The following is a 23701-nucleotide window of genomic DNA, read 5'->3' as shown; positions in this document are numbered from 1 at the left end:
CAGTCAGTGATGTGTTTCGTCCATTTTCTGCGCGTAGACTCACAGTTTCAAGGCCCGTCAGTTCTGTTTGATTTACTCCCAGGGAGGACGAAAACCATGCTTGGCATGATGATGAATACCCCGCTGTTAGTGTCATCCATACTGCGTCATGCGGCCAACTACCACGCAGACCGTGAGGTAGTCTCGCAAACGGTAGAAGGCCACATCCACCGCTACACCTATGCAGACCTGTCCAAGCGCAGCCAGAAACTGGCCAATGCGCTTCAAAAAATGGGTTTGCAACAAGGTGACCGCGTGGGCACCCTGGCCTGGAACGGCTACCGTCACCTGGAGTTGTATTACGGCGTATCAGGCTCGGGCCTGGTGTGTCACACCATCAACCCGCGTCTGTTTCAGGACCAGATCGGCTACATCATTGAGCACGCTGGCGATAGCGTCCTGTTTGCCGACCTGAGCTTCATGCCGATTCTGGAAGCCTTGGCCGATCAGCTCTCCAAGCTGAAAGCCGTGGTCATCATGACTGACGAAGCACACATGCCCAAGTCGGACCTGCTGCCCAATCTGAAGTGCTATGAAACCCTGATTGCCGCCGAGTCCGATCATTTCGACTGGCCTGTGTTTGATGAAAATACGGCCTCCGGCCTGTGCTACACCTCTGGCACCACGGGCAACCCCAAAGGCGTGCTCTACAGCCATCGCTCCACTATCTTGCATGCCTTTGCCTTGAGCATGCCCGATGCCCTGTGTCTGTCGGCCTCCGACACCATCACTCCCATCGTCCCGATGTTCCACGTCAACGCCTGGGGCCTGCCCTATGCGGCATTGATGGTTGGCGCAAAACTGGTCTTGCCCGGCCCGAAACTGGACGGCGCCAGCCTGCACACCTTATTTGAAAACGAAGGCGTCACCATGACAGCGGGCGTCCCTACCGTCTGGCTGGGGCTGCTGGACTGGATGCAAGCCAATGGCAAAACCTTCAGCAGCCTGCAACGCCTGGTGATTGGCGGCTCGTCTGCGCCTCCGGTCATGATTACCCGCTTCCAGAAGCTGGGCGTGAAAGTACGCCACGCCTGGGGTATGACCGAAACCAGCCCAGTGGGTCTGGCGGCCGCCTTGCTGCCCAAACACGAATCCCTGCCTGACAACGAGAAGCTCAAGCTGCTGTCCAAACAGGGGCGTCCGCTGTTTGGCGTAGAGTTCCGCGTTGATGGCGATGATGGCAAACCCATCACCCGTGACGGCAAGATGTTTGGCGCCATGATGGTACGTGGACCCTGGATTGCGGGCTCTTACTTCAACAGCAATGACACCTCTGCCCACACCGAAGATGGCTGGTTCAACACGGGCGATGTCGTCACGATTGATCCCGATGGCTTTATTCAGATCGTAGACCGAACCAAGGACGTGGTGAAATCCGGTGGCGAATGGATCAGCTCGATCGAGCTGGAAAACATTGCCCAGGCTCACCCGGCGATCAAAGAAGCAGCTGTCGTGGCCAAGCCCGACGAACGCTGGGGCGAGCGCCCCGTCCTGGTGGTGCAATTGCAAGACGATGCCACCTTCACCAAGCAGGACATGATTGAGCTGTTCTCAGAGCAAGTCTCCAAATGGAGTATTCCTGACGAACTGATCGTGGTGGACGAATTGCCCCATACCGCCACCGGCAAGCTGCTGAAAACCGCTATTCGCAAGCTGATCCAAGAGGATCTGGACAAGCTGGCAGCACAAAACAAAGCGGTTTAATCAACACTGACAGCTGAATGAAGGAGCCAGCCTCGGCTCCCTTTACGTGCAATACCAAACGGCCCCCGAAGGTTTGGATATCCATCCAGGCCTTCGGGGGCCGTTCTTTTGCAAGAGCCTGAGCATGACGCGTCTCTTGCAAAGGCAGGGGCTTCAAACTGCTATTTCCGCTCCTGAAAACCCATGGCTCTTGTGCCGAAAAAACACGCTCAAGAACTGGCGGCAACACTCATAACAAGCCCGCCTTAAGGATGGACTGGCGTAGGAATATCCCAGATATTCAGATCCGCATTCTCGCGCTCCCAAGCGCGAACAGAGAACTTGGCTCGGTTGAACAAACGCACATAGTTTTCATGGCGAATCTTGTTGCCAATAGCGACAGGCAGCTCATCCAGGAAGTCCTTCATTTTGGACAAATCAGCGTGATACTGATCCGGTTGCATCAAACTGCCCGGCGTCACCGAGGTGGGCGGATTGGACTCAAATCGGTTACGCGTGAAGATCACCACATCTGACCCCCACAGAATCCGGTTCTGATATTCCTTGAAGAAATTCAACCAATCCTGGCGGCTGGGCATGCCCGGTTCGGGGTCCAGCATATAGTCCTGCACCAGATCCCAGGAGATATCAGTAGACCAGCTCGGGCACGCATCCAGCACTTTCTTCACCCGCGTAATGTGATCGCTGGTGGGTTTAACAAAACGACCCAAACCGGTGTGGGCCCACACCACCTTGGCATTAGGAGCGTGGCCGCAGACATGCTTCAAGCCCTTTACGTAATCCTGATTCGGGTAGGCGTTTTCCAGCTCACCCTTGTAGTTGACCTCGACCCGGTACATATCGTTGTGCAAAATCGCGACCAGACCGACCTCTTCGATGGTCTTGAACAGGTACTCCAAGGACTCGGAGTACAAGGACACCTTGCTGCCATCTCCCGCATCAGGGGGTAGGGGCACAGACGGCGCCTTGGTTTCTTCTACCGTTTCACCCGCCAGTTTGCTGGACACCAGTTCCTTGTGAATGGTGAATTCGCCTACCCCGGAAAACACGCCTGGAAAGCTCAACACAGCTCGCTTGATGTGCTGCGAAGCATAAACATCCATAGGATTGAAGGCCGTAATCATGACGTCCAGCTTTTCCTGGTACTGGGGTTCCAGCCTTTCGTACTCTCGCGCAAACATGGCATCGATAAACGAGTAGTAGTACAGGTCCGCTTTAGAGCCAATGTAGTAATTAGGGCCAAACATCTGATTATTGGGCCCTTGCGCCTGATACTCCTCAAAACCGTCCCAGCGTTGTTGCAAGGGAATCGGCATGATGGTGGAGCGAATAATCTGCTGCCGGTCTGCGCTCATGTATCGCTGTGCGTATTCCTTTAAAGGAATCCCTTGCATGGCGTAATTGGACGCATGGAAATGCACATCAGCATAAAGCTGGCTGGTATCCAAACGGGGCTCGGGGGTTTGCGCCACAGCGCTACCCTGAAATGCAGCCAATAATGCAAAGCAGGAACCAACAATCATGGTAGGACGGAGGTGATTGCAAGCCATTCTGGTCTCCCTATCGACAGGTAGTGTGCGAAACGAAATACAGTGACTTGCAAACTATAACCAGACATCTCTCAATTAATGACAAAAAATAACAGATATTCTTTTTTAATTTTCAATATCTATTATTTTTATATTTTTAAATTTCTATTATTAATAGCCATATAAAACTCATTAAAAAATAATTTTATAATTAGTCCCAATTAATTAAAAAATCAGGCTTTCTTAAAATCTTTAATCATCAGGCCACATAGAACAGGCCCTTGACCTTGCCTGCTCCAGCTTCTGCCATCCATTGCGCCCTTCTAGGACACCGAGTTGGTAAACAAGAGCGATGCACCCAAACCCAGCAAAGCAACACCAATCCCCCTATCCAGCAGCCTCTGCCTAGCCAGCATCGCCGCCCGCAACCGCCTGTTTGAAAACACGATGGCGACGATACTGAACCAGACCCAATGGGCAAACGACATAAAAAACCCATAAGCAAAATTCAGCCAGAACGGCGCATCAGGCTGCACCAACTGCGTAAATGTCGCCACTACAAACAGCATGGTTTTAGGGTTCAAGGCATTGGTCAAAAAGCCCATCCCAAAGGCTTGCCAAGCACTAGGCACCTTCCCTGGCTCACCATCCGTATTCAAGGGCGTACGATTCTGAAAAGACTGGTAGCCCAAATACATCAAGTACGCCGCCCCAGCCACCTTCATCACCCAAAACAAGGTGGGCGACTGGGTAATCAGAATCGCTACCCCCAGCACGGTGTAGACCACGTGCACCTGCACTCCGGCGGCAATGCCCAGCGCTGAAATCAAACCAATCCTGCGACCAAAGGAATAGCCATTACGAGTGACCATGGCGAAGTCCGGGCCAGGACTGATCACAGCCAGGATGGTGATGGTGGCAACCGCCAACAGTTCATGCATTTTTAACAACCTTAAGTTTGATGAAATCGGGGCTAAGCCCCACTCCGAAAGCCGCCAGGTCCCAGGCCCTGCCCTACACTTGAGAAGGTTCTGTGCTGTCTGGTGAACGGCTCAAGCTCAGCTAGATGCTCAATCGAAAACGACAGCCAAAAACCTAAAAAATAGTGTTTTTTACAGGCGCGAAATTCATTTATTTATTATTATTTTTCTCACCAAGGTGACTTACCCAGGCCCGATACCAAATCACTTCCATTCCCACTTATTCCATAAAATTATCGCCACTCACAGCATTTCATTATTGATAATCCTGTGCTAATTTAAAAACGATAATTACTGCGCCATTTCTGTGAGTTTTCATCGACCATGCAAATCCCTAATCTCACGGCCTTCCGCTACTTCGACACCGCGGCCCAGGCAGGTAGTTTTGTGCAGGCAGCCCAGCTACTGCATGTCACTCACGGCGCAGTCAGCCGCCAGATTCGAGCGCTGGAAGAATCCCTGGGAGTCGAGTTGTTTGAGCGGCGTAATCGGGCTGTCTTTCTGACGCCTGCAGGCCGCCAGCTTTTGCATGTCACCGCCCCCATGTTTGAACGGCTGGAAGATGTGGTGTATCAACTGCAGCAAACCCAGCGCGAGCATGCTCTGGCCGTCTCCTGCGAACCCACCATCGCCATGAAATGGCTGATTCCGCGCCTGGGGAATTTTCAGGCATTGCACCCTAATATCACCGTGCACCTGATCACCGCCGGGGGGCCGGTCAACTTCGCTCAAATGGGGGTGGATCTGGCAATACGTCGCGATGACTTCCATTGGGCCGACTCGGTCTGCGGCCTGAGGCTATGCGATGAGAAGATAGGCCCGGTCTGCCAGCCTCAATACCCATACACGCAGGAAGCGTCCAAACAGGTGCTGATACATAGCAGTTCCCGTGCCCAAGCCTGGGCTACTTGGGCACGGCTTAGCAACACCACCCTACGCTCCGCCAGCAAGCTGCAACTGGAGCATTTTTATTTGTGCATCCAGGCCGCCCTGTCCGGGCAAGGCATGGCGATGGTGTCGCAGCTGATGGTGGAAGATGAACTGCACAACGGCCAACTGATTGCCCCGCATGGCTTCATCCCGGACGGCTCGGCGTACTACCTGCTCTCGCCCCAAGCACTGGATCAGAACCCGCGTGCGGAGGTGTTTGCAGATTGGCTTTGTGAGCAGTTGGCGAGCTAGGCTGCGCTAAAGGGCACAGCGCGAACCCCAGCGTATCCTCCTGCCTTCAAACATCGCACTTTGCCAAGTCACATAAGCGCATAAATACACAGAAATACAGGCGCACGGGCAGGCAGACGTCGTCCTAGCGGCCCAATAAATGGGCTGACTCAACGAACTTCAAATACTAGTTAAAGCCCACTATTCAATAATTCAAGAATTGTTGTATTATTTGCTCATGGAAGAATCTCAAGTTATCCGTTCACTGGCCGCTCTGGCCCACGAAGCCCGCCTGCGGGTGTTCCGCGCCCTGGTCGTCGCAGGCCCATCCGGTCTGACTCCCAGCATCCTGGCTGAACAGCTAGGCATCGCCCCCAACGCGCTCTCCTTCCATTTAAAGGAGTTAAGCAATGCGGGGCTTATCCATGCCGAGCGACAAGGTCGCAACCTGCTGTACAGCGCCACCTTTCCCGCCATGAATACTCTGCTCGCCTACCTGACTGAAAACTGCTGTCAGGGGGAAAGCTGCAACACCGCGCCTACCTCTTGCCCGCCGTGTTAAGCGATGCACCGGCACCAAGTTGAATCTACGCCTCTTGGCGTGCCTTCTTTCTTACCTCAAGCCTCGAAACCAAGCCCTCTGTCATGCTAACGGCCGTTCTTATTTTCATTGCCACCTTAACCCTGGTGATCTGGCAGCCCAAAGGACTGGGCATCGGTTGGAGTGCATCATTCGGTGCCGCCGCCGCCCTGCTTTCAGGCGTAGTGCAATGGACTGATCTGGCTGTGGTCTGGAGCATCGTATGGAACGCTACGGCCACCTTTGTTGCCATTATCATCATCAGCCTGATACTGGATGAAGCAGGCTTCTTTGAATGGGCCGCCTTGCATGTCGCTCGCTGGGGAGCCGGAAATGGGCGCAAGCTCTTTGCTTTTATCGTGATCTTGGGAGCCGCCGTCGCCACCCTGTTTGCCAATGACGGCGCCGCCTTGATTCTGACTCCCATCGTCATGGCCATGCTGCTTGCCTTGGGTTTTTCACCCGCCGCGACCCTGGCCTTTGTGATGGCGGCTGGTTTTATTGCCGACACCGCCAGTCTGCCTCTGGTCGTCTCCAATCTGGTGAACATCGTCTCGGCTGACTACTTCAAGCTGAGCTTCACGGAGTACGCCGCCATCATGACACCCGTCACTCTGGTTTCCGTGCTAGCCAGCCTTATCGTCCTGATGCTGTATTTCCGGCGTGACATCCCCACTGACTACCGTCTTGAGCAACTGAAACAGCCCGCTGAAGCTATCAAGGACAAGGCCACTTTCAAGGCTGGCTGGATAGTGCTGGCTTTACTGCTGACAGGCTTTTTTGCACTGGAACCTTCAGGTATTCCCGTCAGCGCGGTCGCCGCCGTGGGGGCCATTATCCTTCTAGCCGTCGCGGCCCGTGGAACAGTAATCAGCACCCAAAAAGTGCTGCGTGGTGCCCCGTGGCAGATCGTCGTGTTCTCGCTAGGCATGTATCTGGTGGTGTATGGCCTGCGCAATGCCGGGCTAACAGATTATCTGGCCCTGCTCCTGGACAAATTCGCCCAGGCTGGCGTATGGGGTGCTGCAATGGGAACGGGCATCCTGTCGGCCCTGCTGTCCTCGGTGATGAACAATATGCCTACCGTGCTGGTCACCGCTTTATCGATTGATGCTTCCAGCGCGGAAGGTGCCGTCAAAGAAGCCATGATTTACGCCAATGTCATCGGCAGCGATCTGGGCCCTAAATTCACTCCCATCGGTAGCCTGGCTACCTTGCTGTGGCTGCACGTACTGGCCCAGAAAGGTACAAAAATTAGCTGGGGCTATTACTTCAAGGTAGGGGCCATCCTGACCACACCTGTACTGCTCATCACCCTTGCGGCCCTGGCCTTACGTCTGGGTACTACAAACTGATTTCCTGACAAAGAGCACGACACCATGACAGCCATCACCATCTATCACAACCCGGCCTGCGGCACGTCCCGCAATACGCTGGGCCTGATCCGCAATAGTGGTCAAGAGCCCACCATCATCGAATACCTGCAAACGCCGCCAGACCGAGCCACTCTGCTTCGCTTGATTGCAGACTGCGGTCTGAGCGTACGGGAAGTCCTTCGACAAAAAGGGACACCCTACGACGCGCTGCAATTAGGCGACCCGAAATGGCGTGACGAGCAACTGATTGATTTCATGCTGGAGCACCCGATTCTAATCAACCGCCCCATCGTTGTTACCCCACTGGGTACACGCTTGTGTCGCCCCTCTGAACAGGTACTGGAAATACTTCCCCAGCCGCAACAAGGTGCATTCTGGAAAGAAGACGGCGAGGCTGTCATTGATGCAAAAGGACAAAGAATTGAGCAAGTCTGAGCTACCCAATCTGGACGAACACGCTTTTAGAACCCCAGATCTGACAGAGCTGCTGCCTCAGAAACGTGCTTCACATCCACCCCGCATCCTGCTGTTGTACGGCTCCTTGCGAGAGCGCTCCTACAGCCGTTTTTTGACACAAGAAGCAGCACGATTGCTGGAAGCAATGGGTGCAGAAACCAGGCTCTTCGATCCCCATGGACTACCTTTGCCCGATGGAGCAACAGACGATCACCCCAAAGTGCAAGAGTTGCGCCAGTTAGTGCAGTGGGCTGAAGGCATGGTCTGGACCTCTCCCGAACGTCACGGTGCCATGAGCAGCGTCCTGAAAGCACAAATCGACTGGATACCGTTAAGCATCGGTGCGGTACGCCCCACACAAGGCAAAACACTGGCTGTCATGCAAGTGTCTGGCGGCTCGCAATCCTTTAACGCCTTGAACCAGATGCGCGTGCTGGGCCGCTGGATGCGCCTGATCACCATCCCCAATCAGTCTTCCGTCGCCAAAGCCTTTCTGGAGTTTGACGAAGAAGGCCGCATGAAACCCTCGTCCTACTACGAGCGAGTGGTGGATGTGATGGAGGAACTGGTCAAATTCACCCTGCTGACGCGTGACTGCGCAGATTATCTGGTGGATCGATACAGCGAACGCAAGGAGACGGCGCAGGAGCTGTCAAAGCGGGTGAATCAAAAAAACATTTAAACCGCCAAACCGCATCACCTGCGGAAGGGGCGTCACATAGCCCCCTTCCCAAAGGGACATCACGCAAAGGCGTCACTCTGTATCGCCGCCCCCGCTTTTAATGCCAAGGCAGCAATGGTCAAGGCGGGATTCACCGCCGCCGAAGTCGGTAGCACCGAGGCATCAGTGATATACAAATTGGATACATCATGAGTGCGGCAATCAGTAGAAACAACCGAGCTTCTAGGATCAAGCCCCATCTTGGCAGTACCACATTGATGCGAGGTCGTTTTCCGACCAAATGTATGCGTTAACACGACAGGAAAGCCCGCCTTGCGCATTACAGCGCGGGTACGTTTGATAAGGGCCTGATGAGCCCACATATTGGACCGAACCCAATTTACGACGATCTGCCCATCACGCACCATGACCCGGCTTTCCGGATTTGGTAAATCCTCGCTAGTCAGAAACCAGCCGTACGCATAGCGGGCAATCAGGCGAGTCAGCCAGAGCGGAAACGCGGCAGGCATATTAGCCTTCAAGATGTTGCCGGTAATGTGTCCTAGCAGTTGCACATTGCCCAGCGGATAACCTGCCTCATCATCACTGTTGTAGAAATCATTAAAAGCCAATGTTTTCTGATAAACCGCCGTATTGGGTTTGAAGAGATCCAAAGCCAACATGGCGGTCGTGTTGTGATTCATGAAGTTGCGGCCCAGTTGGTCCGAACTATTCGCAAGGCCACCAGGGTGTGCGCTGTTGGCCGAACGTAGCAACAGTGCCGCCGACTGCACCGCACCCGCCGCGACGGCAAATACGTCGGCCTGAATGCGGTGCTCCACACCGTCCTTCATGAATACCGCTGCGCTGACCCGCCCACCACTCGAATCCGTTTCCAGGCGCAAGACCTGCGCACCGGTAATCAAGGAAACATTGGGATAGGACAGCGCCCGACTCAGCGGCCCTACCTCAGCATCAATTTTCCCATTGCCGGTATTCGGGAAAGCGTCCCAGCCCGTGGGAGCCCGCTGCAGCCACTTATCGACATCAACCGACAAGGGCAAGCTCACCGGATTCACACCTGCTTTCTGCAAACGCTGCCGCAGCACGGCAATACACGGCTCATCCGGGACAGGGGGGCGAGAATAAGGCTTGGAACGCGGTGGCTCCGAGACATCGCCCCCTACGGCACCATGAACCTGAAATACCTCTTCTGCATATTCGTACCAGGGCTCAAGATCAAAGTAGGAAAGCGGCCAGCCCGGCGAGTGCCCTTGCATATGCAAGCGAGGTTCAAAATCCTCAGCTCGGTAGCGGTACATGACTCCACCGAAAAATTTCGAGTTTCCGCCTACACAGTAGTAGTTGCCTGGTAAAAACTTCTGCCCATCCGTGCCTTCCCATTGCTCGGCAGACTTGTAAAACCCATCACGGAAAATGGCCAGCTCGTCCCTGGCTTCCGGCGAGTCCCGCAAATACTGTCCTCGCTCCAGGATAACGATCTTTCTGCCACTTGCCGCCAAGCTGCAAGCTAATGAGCTGCCACCAATCCCGGAACCGATGATAAGGATATCTGCTGCTGTTTCCATACGTGTTTCTTCTTCATGTAAAAGGCGGTGCGCCCGGCACCAGACAAAGGCCGCTTCAACGCCAAGCCGCCATGCAGGGCGTTGAGTCAAAAGCGCTCAAGACGTGGGTGTGACGGTTTATATGGATGACTCAGGCATTCTTTTTTGCATAAGCCGGGGCCCGAAAATCGCAAGAATCCCAAGCAACATGAGGGGGATGTACAACAGCTTCCCAATACCAAAGGTATTAACGACCAAAGACAACAGAGCCGGGGCCGCCAGCATGCCTGTGAAGCCGATGCCATTGACGATGCCTATGTTTCTACCTGCATTCGCCGGATCTTTACGGCCCGCACTGGAGAGCATCATGGGTGCTATGCATGAAAGGCCAAGACCGAACAAGGTAAAGCCGATGATCCCCATGAATGCGCTATCACCAAAGACAACGACAAGCAGGCCCAGCACGGCACATAAGCCACAGCCCATTACAAGACGCGCCTGACCTAGCAACCTTGCCAGGTAATCCCCGGCAATACGGCCCAGAAATTGAGCGCCGGTAAAGAAACTGATGGCCATAGCAGCCGTCGCCGTGCTGGTGCCAACATGACGACTTAAATACTCTTGCCCCCAGTCCGCGACCGCATTCTCTCCCAGCATGGCACCTAGCAATAACAAACCAAAGCCCACCATCAGCAAGATGATGTACTCGCCCCCACCCGCCTTGGGAGGAGATTCTGGCGAGTTCGTTTCAAAGGCTGCTTGATCTTCCGACCCCGGAGCCAATGACAGTTCCTCTTTATTTAACAGGTAATGAAAGATAACCATGCTGGCAATTAGAAGACAGCCTGCACACAAGATGAATGGCACCGCCGCACTCTCGGTGTATTGGCCGGCGAAGTAACTGCCCAGCAGCCCAAACAACAGCCCACCCAGCGAGTAAAAGGCATGAAACCCCGCCATGATGGGGCGGCCGTAAAATCGCTCGACCTGGACACCATGTGCATTAAGCGCCGTATCGGTGGCACCGCGCAGCAGGCCAAAAACAAGGCCGAATGCTTGTGCAAAACCCAGGTCACTAACCAGCCCCAGTGGGATAATCGACAGTGGATACAGAATCAACGTTGTACCCACGGCCCGCTTGGGCCCCAGCACATCAATGAAACGTCCGACCAGCAGGCTGCCCACGGCCGCCCCCACTCCGATGCTGAAAGCAATCATCCCAAAGCTCAGATCGCCCTGCGCCCCTGTCAGCCCCAGGTGATAGCGCAAGGCACTCACGCTGGTAGACCAGATGTACATCATGGCCCCAATGAGGGCGAAGCCGCCGAACGTCGCCATACGAGCCTGGACAATCCGGGGGGTGACAAGAGCGTTCTCTTGTAGCGTCATATTTTTTTGCCTCATGCAAATAAAGGCTGCAAAAAAATCATCCGCACGAATGGCACATACGAATAAAAGATAAGCGGCCAGCGGGAACAGGTGGCACTCGCGCTACCGCACGAGCACCACGAGTCTTGCTTTACAAATGCTGCTCTGATTCGCGCAACACGCGATATTCGTCCTGCCGCTCATCATTGATGTACTCAGGGATAGGGAAATCCCACCAGCCAGGAACCCACGGCCCAGCGGCATCGCGATCTGTGGGAAGCTCAATCAGAGCTGGTGCATTGCTTTGCAGCGCTTGCTGCAACACCGGCTCCAGATCTTCATTACGCTCGACACGCCAGGACTGCAGACCAAAGGCCTCGCCCACCGCCTTGAAGTCAGGGGTGTAAGGCTCGCCATTGGGCAGATTGAACTCGGTGCCGATATGACGGCTGGTTTGCTTGCGCTGCCCGCCCCGGATCGACATATAGCCTGCATTGTTCTGAACCAGAAAAACCACTGGAATATTGTTCGTCACACAAATGGCAATCTCTTGCGACGTCATCAGAAAATCGCCATCACCGACGATGCACACTACAGGCTGGTCAGGGGCCGCCAGTTTGGCGCCAATCGCAGCAGGCACAGCCCAGCCCATCGAGGAGAACCCACCCGAAGTCAGGTGTGTGCGTGGCTCATAGACAGGAAAAGTCTGCTTCACGGCACCCTGTGTATTGCCCGAGCCCACCACCACAATGGTGTTACGCGGAAATACCTTGCGCAGCGCACCCAGTGGCCGTTGCGAGGTAAAGGGGAAACGGTCGGAATCACGCCGTTTGGCCAGGGTAGCCTCCCACTTCGCCTTGGCATCCTGCAAAACCTTCATATAGTCAGGACGGTCTGCAGTTTGACCACCCAGGGCTTGAACCAGTTGAGCCAGGGCATGCTTGGCATCAGCCACAATGCCCACTGTGACCGGGTAGTTTTTGCCAATCTCATGGGGATCAATATCGATATGAATCAGCCTGGAGGGAGGGATCGAAAAGGTCACCCCCTTGGCATAACTGGAAGAAGACCAATCGGTGAAACGGCAGCCCACGGCTAGCAATACATCCGCCTTGGAGGCGATCTCATTCCCGCACAATGTCCCGGTCTGACCGACACTACCGGCAAACAGGGGGTGATCTTCCGGGAAACCGCTCTTGCCGTTCCAGGTCGTCACCACGGGCATCTGCCAGGCTTCAGCCAACGCTCTCACCTCATTCCAGGCCTCGCCAGTGATGACGCCGCCACCGATGACCATCACTGGACGCTGTGCCGTCTTGAGTACATCGCATGCTGCCGCAATCGCCTGCGGATCAGGGAAAGCGCGTCCAACAGGCAGCCGCTCCTCAATCGGATGCAACTGAACATCTGCAGACTCGGCCTGCACATCCATCGGAATCTCGATGTGCACTGGGCCTGGACGCCCCGTTACCATCGCACTCCAGGCGCGGTGCATGACAAAAGGCAATTCCTCCACCCGAGTCACAACCCAATGGCGTTTGCTGACGGCTTCAGCAATCTTGGGAAAATCATTGTCGGTGTAGCGCTCCAGCTCCTGCAACAGCCCATGGCCACGCATATGCGTCGGAGGCCCGCCAGTAATCAGCATCACACTGGTGGAATCCGTAAAGGCGGTAGCCATACCAATCACGGTATTGCTGGCACCTGCGCCAATAGAGGTCAAGGCCGCCATAGGTTTACCGGCGACGCGGTAATAGCCATCAGCCAGATGCACCGCGCTTTGCTCGTGGAATACCTGGATAAACCGGAGCTTTGAGTCCTCTTCAAGAAAGGCATCGGTCTGTGTCCAGATGCCATGTCCCGGAATTCCGGCAACATACTCGACACCATAGTTTTTCAAGGTCTGGGCCACGATCTGGCCCCCAGTCAATTTCTTTTTCAGCATGGTCTATCCTTCATAAGAAAATGCGATGAGCGGCGTGTTACGCGCGGCGACGGGCAGCCCAGGCCAAGCCTTGCCTGGTCAGTCTGCGGATATTGGGGTTAGCAAGATTGCCGGTGTCATGGCCAATGGAGTGATAAAACACGCGGCCCAGGCCCCACTGCCGTACCCAGGCAACCGGCGAGGTGTGCCCTTTGAGCCAAGGCATGGGATTACCGTCGAAGGTAGTCTGTGCCAGCACCTGCAAATTGGGATCAACCTGCATGTAGTACTGTTCGGAACGGACTTCAAAGTCCTCTACGCCCTGACAGACGGGGTGGGAGCGGTCCACCATATTGACCATGTAGGGGTGTGGTACACCTTCTCCGGCGGGGTGCTCCAAAAAAGAGCCACCCAACACCATGTGGTATTTCAGACTACTTCTAAAAGCGGCACCCGCACCATGCCAGCCGACAAAACCTGTCCCACCTTCGATAGCCTCCAGAAGACGGTTCTCTTGCGCTGCGGTCAGCGTTTCCGTGGTCACCGCATTGTTCCAACCAATCACGATTAGATCGAAAGCAGTCAAATCGCGATCCAGGGTGAAGATGTCGTTGGACTCCTCCACACAGAATTCCAACTCTTGAAACAGCTCACGTGCCCAAGCAGCAATTTCATAGGGAAAATGGCCAGGCCAGCCACCGTAGAGATACAGAACGCGAGTCACGATAATCACCTCAGTTAAGATCAGAATCCAAAAAAATACCCATTAAGTTATACGTATAACCTCTGTAGTTTAAAAAAAAATACTCAACGAGGTGATAGGGTAAACACCAATAAATCCAAAAACATCGGGTTTGTCCTGATAGTCATAACAAGAATAAATAGGTGCTTCATGTGACGTAATTCGACGCAGGCCTGACGCAGTTTCTGTCCTAAAAATATCAAAAAAAGGATAGAATTCAGTACAAACGGCTTGAATAAGCCTAAAAACTCGATCTGTAGCCAGGCGGCATACAGCACCTACTTCACCAGCCCAATGGCTTTCATCTGGCAATAGCAGCCAATTTAAAACTGGGTTTCCCACTCGAAACAACACCGCTCCTCGCCTGCTTTAGCAAGGATCTTAGCAAGCTGATTTGGATAAAAAGGTTATACGTATGACATTGGATGCGAGTATGGCTCTACTGGAACAAAACACATGGTATCGATGAAAGATGTCGCCAAAGCGGCGGGCGTATCCCAACCTGCAGTGTCGTACGCTTACAGCGGTTCAAGCAAAATATCGCCTGCGGTGCGCGAGCATATTTTCGAAGTGGCGCAAAGCCTGGGATACCCCGGCCCGAATCTGCGCGCTGGCAGCCTGCGCTCGGGTCGTGTGGGTGCAATCGGACTCATCGTCATGGATCAACTGTCCTATGCCTGTGCAGATCCTTGGGCCATGGCTTTGCTGCAAGGGATCAGCAGTGTGAACGAGCTCTCCAATGTCGCCCTCACTCTTTTCCCCATGAATAACCAGCGTCTGATCGCAGATGGTGGCAGCGCATCCAACCTGGCGGTACGAGGCTTGGTGGACGGTCTTATTATTTCCACTTTGCCGGAAGACCACCCAACGGTTCGCTCTATCGTCCAGCAAAAAATCCCCTTGGTTGTGGTCGACTCCCCCAGATTGCCGCACGCGCATTATGTCGGTATTGATGACCGGTCCGCCGCCAAAGAGCAAGTCAAACACCTGCTAGCGCTGGGCCACCGTCGTCTGGGCATCATGGTTGAGCGATTACGCCCAGATGGTCATCGCGGCCTGGTTGACCAGAAACGCTTTGAACAATCGAACGAGATGATCGCGCGCGAACGTCTGGCTGGCTATATTGATGCCGCCCAGGAAGCAGGTATCGAGTTCAAGGACCTGCAAATTGTCGAGGCAGGCGGATTTGACAGTGTCTCCGGCCAAGGCGCAGCCGAAACCTTGCTGCTCAAGCAAGACGTGACAGGAATCATCGCCAGCTCCGACGTCATGGCACTGGCTTGCCTGACGGTCGCAAAAAAGCTGGGAATACGCGTGCCAGAAGATATTTCAATTATAGGTTTCGATGACATTCCCGAAGCGGCCAGGCAGGACCTGACAACGATCCGCCAACCCTTGGTCGAAAAAGGCGTGTGTGCAGCAAAATTCCTGATCGAAATGCTGGATGACCCTCACGGCAGTGCCGATCAGCCACCCAAATGCAAAATTTTCCCTACACGCCTGATCGTACGTAACTCCACCGCCGCTCCCCCTCACACTGCCTGAAACCAAACACAGCAAGGTGCCCCAATGACCTCTCCACTCGTTCAGAACCTGCGTCATATTTCCGATCAGTCCGGCTCTGTCGCTGAACTTTGTCGTCAGGTAGGTATTAATCGCCAACAGTTCAATAAGTACCTGGCGGGCACCCATACACCATCGCGGCAAAACCTGAGCAAAATAGCCCGATATCAGGCAATCAGTATTGAAGATCTGAGCCTGCCGCCCGTCCAGTTTCTGAAGCGGCTCCATGGCGACAGCCGGGCCGAAGAGCCCGTAGGTCTGGCTCACTTTCAAACGCTGGCCACCCTGGCCCGACAGTCTGTCACCCAACTGCAGCCTTTCCTGGGGACCTACTTGCGCTACCATCGCTCATCGATTTATCTGAACTCGATCGTACGCGCAGTAAGCATCCTGTATCAGCAAGAAGGACTTGTGCGCTATATCACACTGGAATCCATGGCGGTGCCAGATGACAGCGGCAATGTGGATCGGTACCACTTCACCTACCGCGGCGTCTGCTACTTTCTGGGGAATCGGCTCTTTTTGTGTGATTACGAAAGGCGTCAACGCAATGAAATCACCAACACCATTCTGATGCCGCAATTTCGTACGCCTATCAAGTATATGTATGGCTTATTGTCGGGCATTGCCTCTACCGCCTATGGTCAGCCCTACGCAGCGCGTGCCGTATTCCAGAAACTGGGAGAGAGCCAGCAGGCACGCCGTGCTATTTTGCGCCAAGCGGCCCTGATCTCCCCGGATGACAACTCCATCCCCGCAGCGATCAAAGCCTATCTGTGCCAGACGCCAAACTTGCTGGCAGAAGTCTAAGAACCCTTGCCTGCCCTGACAGGAGCCACATTCTGAACAGACGGCCAGCATCTACTTTTCCGCCGCGCCACCAGGCTTGCTACAAAGCGTACTGAAGCATCAAGACGGATGGCGCGTGCCAGGCAATCAGATCAAAGACTTGTTCCCATAACGGCGCACACGCAAATCAGCCTGCTCTTTATGCCCCGCAAAGCCTTCCATCGCGCACAAGCGCGAGCAGTACTGACCAATCAAGGCCGATGCCTCGTCCGTCAGCACTTTTTGATAAGTGCAGGTCTTGAGGAACTTGCCCACCCACAGACCGCCGGTATAGCGGGCAGCTCGCATGGTCGGCAAGGTATGGTTTGTGCCGATCACCTTATCGCCATAGGACACCGTCGTGCGTGCCCCTAAAAACAAAGCACCGTAATTTTTCATGTTCTGCAGAAAATAGTCGGGATCTTCCGTCAGAATCTGGACATGCTCCGAGGCAATACGGTCACCTTCGCTCAACATCTCTTCCAGGGTGTCGCACAAGATAATTTCGCCATAATCCCGCCAGGCAATCGAGGCCACGGGAGCCGTGGGCAGGACAGCAAGCTGGCGCTCAATCTCGGCTGGCAAAGCCTCAGCCAGGGCGGCACTATTGGTCACCAGAACAGTGGGTGAGTTAACCCCGTGTTCTGCCTGGCCCAGCAAGTCTGCTGCCGCCATTTCCGCGTCACAGCTCTGGTCTGCGATCAATAAAGTTTCAGTCGGGCCCGCGATCAGGTCGATACCGATCTTGCCAAAAAGCTGTCGCTTGGCTTCAGCCACATAGGCATTACCTGGCCCCACAATCATGTCCACGGGAGCAAACGAATCCGTGCCTAATGCCAGCGCAGCCACTGCCTGCACACCGCCCACACAGTAAATTTCGTCCGCCCCACCTAAATGCATTGCAGCCACAATGGCCGCATTGGGTTTACCGGCAAATGGCGGCGCTACCGCAACGATCCGCGGCACACCAGCCACCTTGGCCGTAACTACTCCCATATGGGCAGAGGCGATCAAGGGGTACTTACCACCTGGGACATAGCACGCTACCGACTGCACCGGCAGGTTCTTGTGTCCGAGCACTACCCCAGGCAAGGTTTCGATTTCAATATCGCGCATCGACTCTCTTTGGGCCTGCGCAAACCGGCGAACCTGCTCCTGGGCGAATTTGATATCCGAAAGCTCCTGGTCTGACAACTGGGCCACACATTGAGCGATTTGCTCATCCGTCAGGCGGAAACTGTCCGGTGTCCACTTATCAAACTTCTGCGAATACTCGCGTACCGCGGCATCGCCCCGCTCCTGGACATCCTGAATAATTTGTTTGACGACGCGCTCAACATCAGCCGCGATTTCTTGAACAGCCTCGACAGGCTTGGACGGCTTAATGACTCGAATCATGATTTAACTTACTCCGTGTGGGCCAGAGCTCGACGCAGCTTGAATCCGGCTTAGAGATAAAAGGAAAAATGAAAATACTGAGTACTGACAGGAAGCCATTATTTGTCCCGCATTTCTTTTTTTCAATTTCGCACGGAAGTCGAAAATCGCAGCAAAATGAAGCAGTTGCGTATCGCAAGATGACGCACTCTTCAGCCCATCGCACATGTCATAAGGCCCATCCCGCCTGAGTAACGTTTACTGCAGACGACAAAAAACCCGCCAAGCTATGCGCTGGGCGGGTTTTTTGTACTGAATTCTTGGCGGACAGAGGGGGATTCGAACCCCCGATACGCTATAAACGTATACACGCTTTCCAGGCGTGCGCCTTCAACCACTCGGCCACCTGTCCTAACTGTTCTTTTTGGCCAAGCAATTTGAAGCTGCTAATGCCAAGTCCATAATAATAGCAGCACTTGTCCTTGTAACGCAAGCGCTCAAATTTTTTCCGTGGCTAATTGTTGGTGGCAACTAAGCAGCAACATCCATTTATATTGAACATGGCCTCTTGGCTTGTGTGCATAGGGGCCATTGCCATGCTTGCGCGGGTCTCTTGCCTTCTTTCCAGGCCAAGCCGAAATACAGAAAAAAATTTTATTCAGAGTCCGGCGGATAAGCCCCGCCTACCGCTCGCAGCAAGGCTTCCCAATGATCGCGTTGGCGCGCCAGGACACGCAAGTCAGCACCCAGCAGGCGCACATCGGTAAACTCGAACGGTTCTACATCGTCCAGCCCGGCCAGCTCGGTAATATCAGCCACGCCTCGCCCCTGCCCCAGAATTTTGGGAGCCAGATACATCAGCAATTGGTCGACTACACCCGCGTCAATCAAGGCGCCGGAAAGACGGGCACCGGCTTCTGCATGGACTTCATTGATCTGTTGATCCGTCATCCAATCCAGAACGGCACGCACATCCACTTGGCCTTCGTGCAAAGGCATGGGAATGACTTGTGCATTGCGATCTGCCAATTCGGCCTCGCGTTCGGGATCTCGACGGTGGCTGAATACCCAGCATGGCGTGCCGTCCAGCATGGCGGCCTTCGGGTCCATGCGCAAATGCGTGTCCAGCACAGCCTTGATCGGTGGCCGCGGTGTAGAAACCGCCCGCACATTCATCAGCGGATTATCGGCGTGCACGGTGCCGATGCCAGTCAGCACCACACAACTGCGGGCGCGCCAATGATGCCCATCATCACGGGCCTGAGGTCCGGTAATCCATTGAGAGCGACCATCTGGCAAAGCACTGCGGCCATCCAGCGAGGCGGCCATTTTCATCCACAACCAGGGACGTCCACGCGTCATGCGGGCAAAGAAACCGGCGTTGATCGCCAATGCCTGCTCTACGCACAAAGGTCCATCTACAGTAATTCCCGCCTGACGCAGACGCGAAACGCCGTTGCCTGCCACCAAGGGATTAGGGTCGTACATGGAAAAGACGACTCGACCGGCTCCCGCCTTGACCAAGGCATCTGCACAAGGAGGCGTGCGCCCGTGGTGGCTGCAAGGCTCAAGGGTGACGTAGAAGGTGGCACCCGCCACATTGACGCCGCGCTCTTTGGCCTGACGCAAGGCCATGACTTCGGCGTGAGGGCCACCCGCCTGCTGCGTCGAGCCCGAGGCCAGTAACTGGCCGTCGCGCACAATCAGGCAGGCGACTCGCGGATTGGGGGCGCTGATATAAAGGGATTTTTCGGCCAGCTCCAGGGCTTGCCGCATCCAGATGACGTCTTCTTGCTCGACCATAGCCTTAGCCGCGGCCGGGATCGTTCATTTCGTCGATCGCCTGCACGAACTCGCGGATATCTTTAAAGCTCTTGTAGACCGAGGCAAAGCGCACATACGCGACCTGATCCAGCTCTTTGAGCTCGGCCATGACCAGCTCGCCGATGGTCTCGGAGGAGACTTCGCGTTCGCCCGTCAGTTGAAGTTTTTCTTCGATGCGCTGCACAGCGGCATCGACCTGAGCCATGGGAATAGAACGTTTGCGTAGCGCAACGCCCATACTCGCCCGCAGTCTTGCGGGGTCAAATTCCATACGAGTGCCATTGCGCTTAGCCACAACGGGCAGGCTCAGTTCAGCACGTTCGTAGGTTGTGAAGCGCCGTTCACAGGCCGAGCATTTACGACGTCGCCGTATGGCGTCGCCTTCTTCGGTGATTCGAGAGTCGATCACCTGGGTATCGGCATGGTGGCAGAACGGACACTTCATTCAAGATCGCGGGCCTTGCGGCCCGCTCCGGCTGGATTACTTGGAGGAGTAAACGGGCAACTTGGCAGTCAGCTCGTGTACACGGCGACGAACGTCCGCCAAAACGGCTTCGTCGTGAGGATTGTCCAGTACATCAGCAATCAGGTGTGCCGTCAATTCCGCTTCCGCTTCTTTAAAGCCGCGAGTGGTCATGGCAGGCGTACCCAAACGCACACCGCTGGTGACGAATGGCTTTTCAGGGTCGTTAGGAATGGCGTTCTTGTTGACCGTGATGTGGGCTTTGCCCAGCGCTTCTTCGGCCACTTTACCGGTGATGCCCTTGGGACGCAGGTCCACCAGCATGACATGGCTTTCGGTACGACCGGACACGATACGCAGACCGCGCTCGACCAGCGTGCGAGCCAGCACGTCAGCGTTTTTCACGACCTGAGCCGCGTAGGTCTTGAATTCAGGAGCCAGGGCTTCTTTGAACGCAACAGCCTTACCAGCGATCACGTGGATCAGTGGGCCGCCTTGGATGCCGGGGAAAATAGCCGAGTTAATGGCTTTTTCGTGTTCGGCCTTCATCATGATGACGCCACCACGAGGACCGCGCAGGGACTTGTGAGTCGTCGACGTTACGAAGTCAGCGTGAGGAACGGGGTTGGGGTAAGCACCACCCGCCACCAGACCAGCGTAGTGAGCAATGTCCACCATGAACAGGGCGCCGTTTTCATGGGCAATACGAGCCATGCGCTCAAAGTCGATGCGCAGGGCGTAAGCCGAAGCACCACCCACGATCAGCTTGGGCTTGTGCTCTTTGGCCAGGCGCTCCAGCTCGTCGTAGTCCAGCTCTTCGTTTTCGTCCAGACCGTAGGACACGAAGTTGTACAGCTTGCCCGATGCGTTCACGGGGGAACCGTGGGTCAAGTGACCGCCTTCAGCCAGGCTCATGCCCAGAACGGTGTCACCGGGTTTGAGTACAGCCATGTACACACCCTGATTGGCTTGCGAACCGGAATTGGGCTGTACGTTGGCAGCTTCAGCGCCAAACAGCTCTTTCAGACGGTCAATAGCCAGTTGCTCGACCACGTCCACGAACTCGCAACCACCGTAGTAGCGCTTGCCTGGGTAACCTTCCGCGTATTTATTGGTCAGTTGTGTGCCCTGGGCCTGCATCACGGCAGGGCTGGTGTAGTTTTCCGAGGCGATCAGCTCGATGTGCTGCTCCTGGCGCACATCTTCGTTTTGAATCGCAGCCCAAAGATCGGGGTCAACTTTGTCAAGAGTCGCAGAACGGTCAAACATGAGGGTTCCTAAGGATAAAGTGGTAGCAAACTAAGAAAGCGGTATTTTAGCGCGGAAGCACGGGAAACCACCGAGACAAACGCCTCTGGTGGCAGAAACCCCAAAAAAAGTGAAAATAAGTAAGGCGGCGGCAGGCGGACTCAAGAGAATATGAAAAAAACTCAAGCAGTCCGCCTTGGGGAATCAGGATTGCTGGATCAAACGGGGATTCAGGGTGTACACGCCGGTCAAGGCGGCACGTCCCAGGATATGACCTTCCATGGCGCGCAATACGTCCTGACCATTGAAGCGACCTTCCAGAGGCAGCTCGGCAATATCCAGGGCGTAAACAGTAAAGACATAACGGTGCGGCAAGGCGTCGTTCCACGGGGGGCACGGGCCGTCGTAGCCGAAGTAGTCACCGTTCATGTCGCGGTCACTGGCAAACCAGTTGGTATAGTCGTTCACGCCCTGACGAGTATCGTCCAGAGCCAATGGACCGGCTTTACCGCGTGGCGTAATGCCCTTGGAATAAGAGCCTTCTGCCAGACTACGCAATTCGGGCGAGACGTTGATCAAGACCCAATGGAAGAAATCCACCCGTGGCAAATCTGCCGGTACCTCGCGTCCGTCCTGATTCACATCATCCGGCTTGCTAGGGACATCGGGGTCGTGGCAAATAACCACGAAGGATTGGGTCTGCTCGGGAACATCGGACCATTCCAGATGCGGATTGGCGTTACCAGCCAAGGCGACTCTTGATTGAGCGTCGTAACGGCAAAATGCCAGACGCTCAGGAATCACGCTCTGATCTTGAAAAGAATCACTACGCAGTTTCATTGCAGACCTCCACAATCAATCAGCCGGTCAAAGTGACGCGCGCAAACTTGCGCTTGCCCACTTGCAGCACATAGCTGCCCGGCTCCAGTTGCAAACCTTTATCGTCCACACGCTCGCCATTAATGCGCACACCGCCCTGCTCCACGTTGCGCTGGGCTTCGCTGCTGGAAGCAACCAGACCCGCTTCGCGCAAGACACGCAGCAAGACCAGTTCGCCAGCCACGGTGACCTCGGGCATATCTTCGGGCATTTCGCCACGACGGAAACGGGCATCAAAGGTTTCCAGTGCCTGCTCGGCGGCTTGGGCATTGTGGAAACGCGTGACGATCTCCTGTGCCAGCTCCACTTTCACTTCGCGTGGGTTACGGCCTTCTTCAATCTGCTTTTGCAGACCGGCAATGTCTTCCAGGCTGCGGAAAGACAGCAGCTCGAAGTAACGCCACATCAAGGTGTCGGAGATGGACATCAACTTGCCGAACATGGAGTCCGGCGTTTCACTGATACCAATGTAATTGCCTTTGGACTTGGACATTTTCTCTACGCCGTCCAAACCCACCAGCAATGGCATGGTCAAAATACATTGCTGTTCCTGACCATATTCTTTTTGCAATTCACGGCCCACCAGCAAATTGAATTTCTGGTCGGTACCGCCCAATTCCACATCGGCTTTCAATTGAACGGAATCGTAGCCCTGCAATAAGGGGTACAGAAACTCGTGCACCGAGATAGGCTGATTCGCTTTGAAGCGTTTGGTGAAATCATCACGCTCCATCATGCGGGCCACGGTATAGCGGGAAGCCAATTGAATCATGCCGCGCGAACCGAGCTTGTCGCACCATTCGGAGTTGTAGCGAACTTCCGTACGGGCGGGGTCCAGAACCAGCGAAGCCTGCTCGTAGTAGGTCTTGGCGTTGGCAATGACCTGCTCGGGCGTCAAAGGCGGGCGGGTGGTGTTGCGGCCGCTGGGATCTCCGATGGTCGAGGTGAAGTCGCCAATCAAGAAGATGACGGTATGCCCCAGATCCTGTAGCTGGCGCATCTTGTTGAGCACCACCGTGTGCCCCAGATGAATATCGGGAGCCGTGGGGTCCAGACCCAGCTTAATCCGCAAGGGCTGTCCTGTTGCATGGCTGCGCGCCAGTTTGCGGGCAAACTCGGATTCGACGAGCAATTCGTCGCAACCACGTTTGACAATGGCTAAATCAGCCAGGACTTCTGGAGAAAGGGGCTCTGAGGGGGATGACATAACAAATCTGGTGACAAACTAATGAGTAAAAATGCTCGAAAAATTAAGCCTAATGCGCTAGGATAGCCTGCTATTGCGACACGTGCTTAAGAATTGAGCAAAGTTTCGTAAACCCAATTATTTTATCATTCCCGCGCAGGTCAGATTGCCAGGGCTGGAATGTTCTGTCCGCCCAGTACAACTGACCTCCGCCTGCCAGCCGGGTGGACGGTGAACCGTACATC

20 protein-coding genes and 1 tRNA gene are annotated in these 23701 nt (G+C 54.8%); 8 read left to right on the top strand and 13 right to left on the bottom strand.

Going from position 1 to position 23701, the window contains the following annotated elements:
* The first annotated feature begins 96 nt into the window (after positions 1-96).
* On the top strand, positions 97-1743 hold the full coding sequence (locus OSH09_RS09665) for a long-chain-fatty-acid--CoA ligase (RefSeq protein WP_266120861.1): 1647 nt from the start codon (positions 97-99) through the stop codon (positions 1741-1743).
* 245 nt (positions 1744-1988) lie between these two features.
* Here the strand turns inward: OSH09_RS09665 and OSH09_RS09660 are convergent, their stop codons facing one another.
* Together OSH09_RS09660 and OSH09_RS09655 are read right to left on the bottom strand one after the other, a co-directional pair.
* Positions 1989-3293, bottom strand: coding sequence for a hypothetical protein (locus OSH09_RS09660; protein WP_266120860.1), 1305 nt, complete (start codon positions 3291-3293; stop codon positions 1989-1991).
* Between the two features lie 302 nt (positions 3294-3595).
* Positions 3596-4213: a LysE family translocator gene (locus OSH09_RS09655; RefSeq protein WP_266120859.1), complete on the bottom strand. Its 618-nt coding sequence runs from the start codon at positions 4211-4213 to the stop codon at positions 3596-3598.
* A gap of 363 nt (positions 4214-4576) precedes the next feature.
* On the opposite strand from OSH09_RS09655, the gene OSH09_RS09650 reads away from it, so the two are divergent.
* The 5 genes from OSH09_RS09650 (at position 4577) to arsH (ending at position 8507) form a co-directional block, all read left to right on the top strand.
* On the top strand, positions 4577-5434 hold the full coding sequence (locus tag OSH09_RS09650) for a LysR substrate-binding domain-containing protein (protein ID WP_266120858.1): 858 nt from the start codon (positions 4577-4579) through the stop codon (positions 5432-5434).
* Between the two features lie 217 nt (positions 5435-5651).
* On the top strand, positions 5652-5975 hold the full coding sequence (locus tag OSH09_RS09645) for an ArsR/SmtB family transcription factor (protein ID WP_207872158.1): 324 nt from the start codon (positions 5652-5654) through the stop codon (positions 5973-5975).
* 83 nt (positions 5976-6058) lie between these two features.
* The gene (locus tag OSH09_RS09640) at positions 6059-7348 is read left to right on the top strand and encodes an arsenic transporter (RefSeq protein WP_266120857.1); all 1290 of its coding nucleotides are present in this window, start codon (positions 6059-6061) and stop codon (positions 7346-7348) included.
* A 24-nt stretch (positions 7349-7372) separates the two neighbouring features.
* Positions 7373-7804 (top strand): arsenate reductase (glutaredoxin), encoded by a 432-nt coding sequence (gene arsC, locus OSH09_RS09635; RefSeq protein WP_207872160.1) that lies wholly within the window; start codon positions 7373-7375, stop codon positions 7802-7804.
* Entirely contained in the window at positions 7791-8507 is a 717-nt protein-coding gene (gene arsH / locus OSH09_RS09630; RefSeq protein ID WP_266120856.1) for an arsenical resistance protein ArsH, read from the top strand. Before arsC ends, arsH begins: the two co-directional genes overlap by 14 nt.
* Before the next feature lie 59 nt (positions 8508-8566).
* On the opposite strand, the gene OSH09_RS09625 is transcribed toward arsH, so the two are convergent.
* The 4 genes from OSH09_RS09625 to OSH09_RS09610 all read right to left on the bottom strand — a co-directional run bounded on the left by OSH09_RS09625 (position 8567) and on the right by OSH09_RS09610 (position 14070).
* Positions 8567-10075, bottom strand: coding sequence for a GMC oxidoreductase (locus OSH09_RS09625; protein ID WP_266120855.1), 1509 nt, complete (start codon positions 10073-10075; stop codon positions 8567-8569).
* A 117-nt stretch (positions 10076-10192) separates the two neighbouring features.
* Complete coding sequence (locus OSH09_RS09620; protein ID WP_266120854.1) at positions 10193-11443, bottom strand: MFS transporter; 1251 nt, start codon at positions 11441-11443, stop codon at positions 10193-10195.
* A 130-nt stretch (positions 11444-11573) separates the two neighbouring features.
* On the bottom strand, positions 11574-13367 hold the full coding sequence (locus OSH09_RS09615; protein ID WP_266120853.1) for a thiamine pyrophosphate-binding protein: 1794 nt from the start codon (positions 13365-13367) through the stop codon (positions 11574-11576).
* 37 nt (positions 13368-13404) lie between these two features.
* Complete coding sequence (locus tag OSH09_RS09610; protein WP_266120852.1) at positions 13405-14070, bottom strand: ThuA domain-containing protein; 666 nt, start codon at positions 14068-14070, stop codon at positions 13405-13407.
* A 474-nt stretch (positions 14071-14544) separates the two neighbouring features.
* Here OSH09_RS09610 and OSH09_RS09605 point away from each other — a divergent pair, with 474 nt between their 5' ends.
* Positions 14545-15633: a LacI family DNA-binding transcriptional regulator gene (locus OSH09_RS09605; protein WP_266120851.1), complete on the top strand. Its 1089-nt coding sequence runs from the start codon at positions 14545-14547 to the stop codon at positions 15631-15633.
* A 24-nt stretch (positions 15634-15657) separates the two neighbouring features.
* Positions 15658-16461 carry a helix-turn-helix domain-containing protein gene (locus tag OSH09_RS09600; protein ID WP_266120850.1) on the top strand — a complete coding sequence of 268 codons (804 nt, stop codon included), beginning with the start codon at positions 15658-15660 and terminating at the stop codon, positions 16459-16461.
* A gap of 126 nt (positions 16462-16587) precedes the next feature.
* Here the strand turns inward: OSH09_RS09600 and hisD are convergent, their stop codons facing one another.
* The 7 genes from hisD to tyrS form a co-directional block, all read right to left on the bottom strand.
* Positions 16588-17877: a histidinol dehydrogenase gene (gene hisD, locus OSH09_RS09595; protein ID WP_266120849.1), complete on the bottom strand. Its 1290-nt coding sequence runs from the start codon at positions 17875-17877 to the stop codon at positions 16588-16590.
* A gap of 300 nt (positions 17878-18177) precedes the next feature.
* Positions 18178-18268: transfer RNA gene (locus tag OSH09_RS09590), tRNA-Ser, on the bottom strand.
* Positions 18269-18510: 242 nt separating this feature from the next.
* Positions 18511-19659 carry a bifunctional diaminohydroxyphosphoribosylaminopyrimidine deaminase/5-amino-6-(5-phosphoribosylamino)uracil reductase RibD gene (ribD, locus tag OSH09_RS09585; RefSeq protein WP_207872170.1) on the bottom strand — a complete coding sequence of 383 codons (1149 nt, stop codon included), beginning with the start codon at positions 19657-19659 and terminating at the stop codon, positions 18511-18513.
* 4 nt (positions 19660-19663) lie between these two features.
* On the bottom strand, positions 19664-20125 hold the full coding sequence (gene nrdR / locus OSH09_RS09580) for a transcriptional regulator NrdR (protein WP_207872171.1): 462 nt from the start codon (positions 20123-20125) through the stop codon (positions 19664-19666).
* A gap of 36 nt (positions 20126-20161) precedes the next feature.
* Positions 20162-21412 (bottom strand): serine hydroxymethyltransferase, encoded by a 1251-nt coding sequence (gene glyA / locus OSH09_RS09575; RefSeq protein ID WP_207872172.1) that lies wholly within the window; start codon positions 21410-21412, stop codon positions 20162-20164.
* Positions 21413-21595: 183 nt separating this feature from the next.
* Positions 21596-22231 carry a YbhB/YbcL family Raf kinase inhibitor-like protein gene (locus tag OSH09_RS09570; protein ID WP_207872173.1) on the bottom strand — a complete coding sequence of 212 codons (636 nt, stop codon included), beginning with the start codon at positions 22229-22231 and terminating at the stop codon, positions 21596-21598.
* A 19-nt stretch (positions 22232-22250) separates the two neighbouring features.
* Entirely contained in the window at positions 22251-23477 is a 1227-nt protein-coding gene (gene tyrS / locus OSH09_RS09565; RefSeq protein ID WP_207872174.1) for a tyrosine--tRNA ligase, read from the bottom strand.
* Positions 23478-23701 lie beyond the last annotated feature (224 nt).

This window comes from Alcaligenes parafaecalis (assembly GCF_026344135.1).
In the GTDB taxonomy this organism is placed as follows: Bacteria; Pseudomonadota; Gammaproteobacteria; order Burkholderiales; family Burkholderiaceae_B; genus Alcaligenes; species Alcaligenes parafaecalis.
This window is presented reverse-complemented; position numbering and strand designations above follow the sequence as displayed.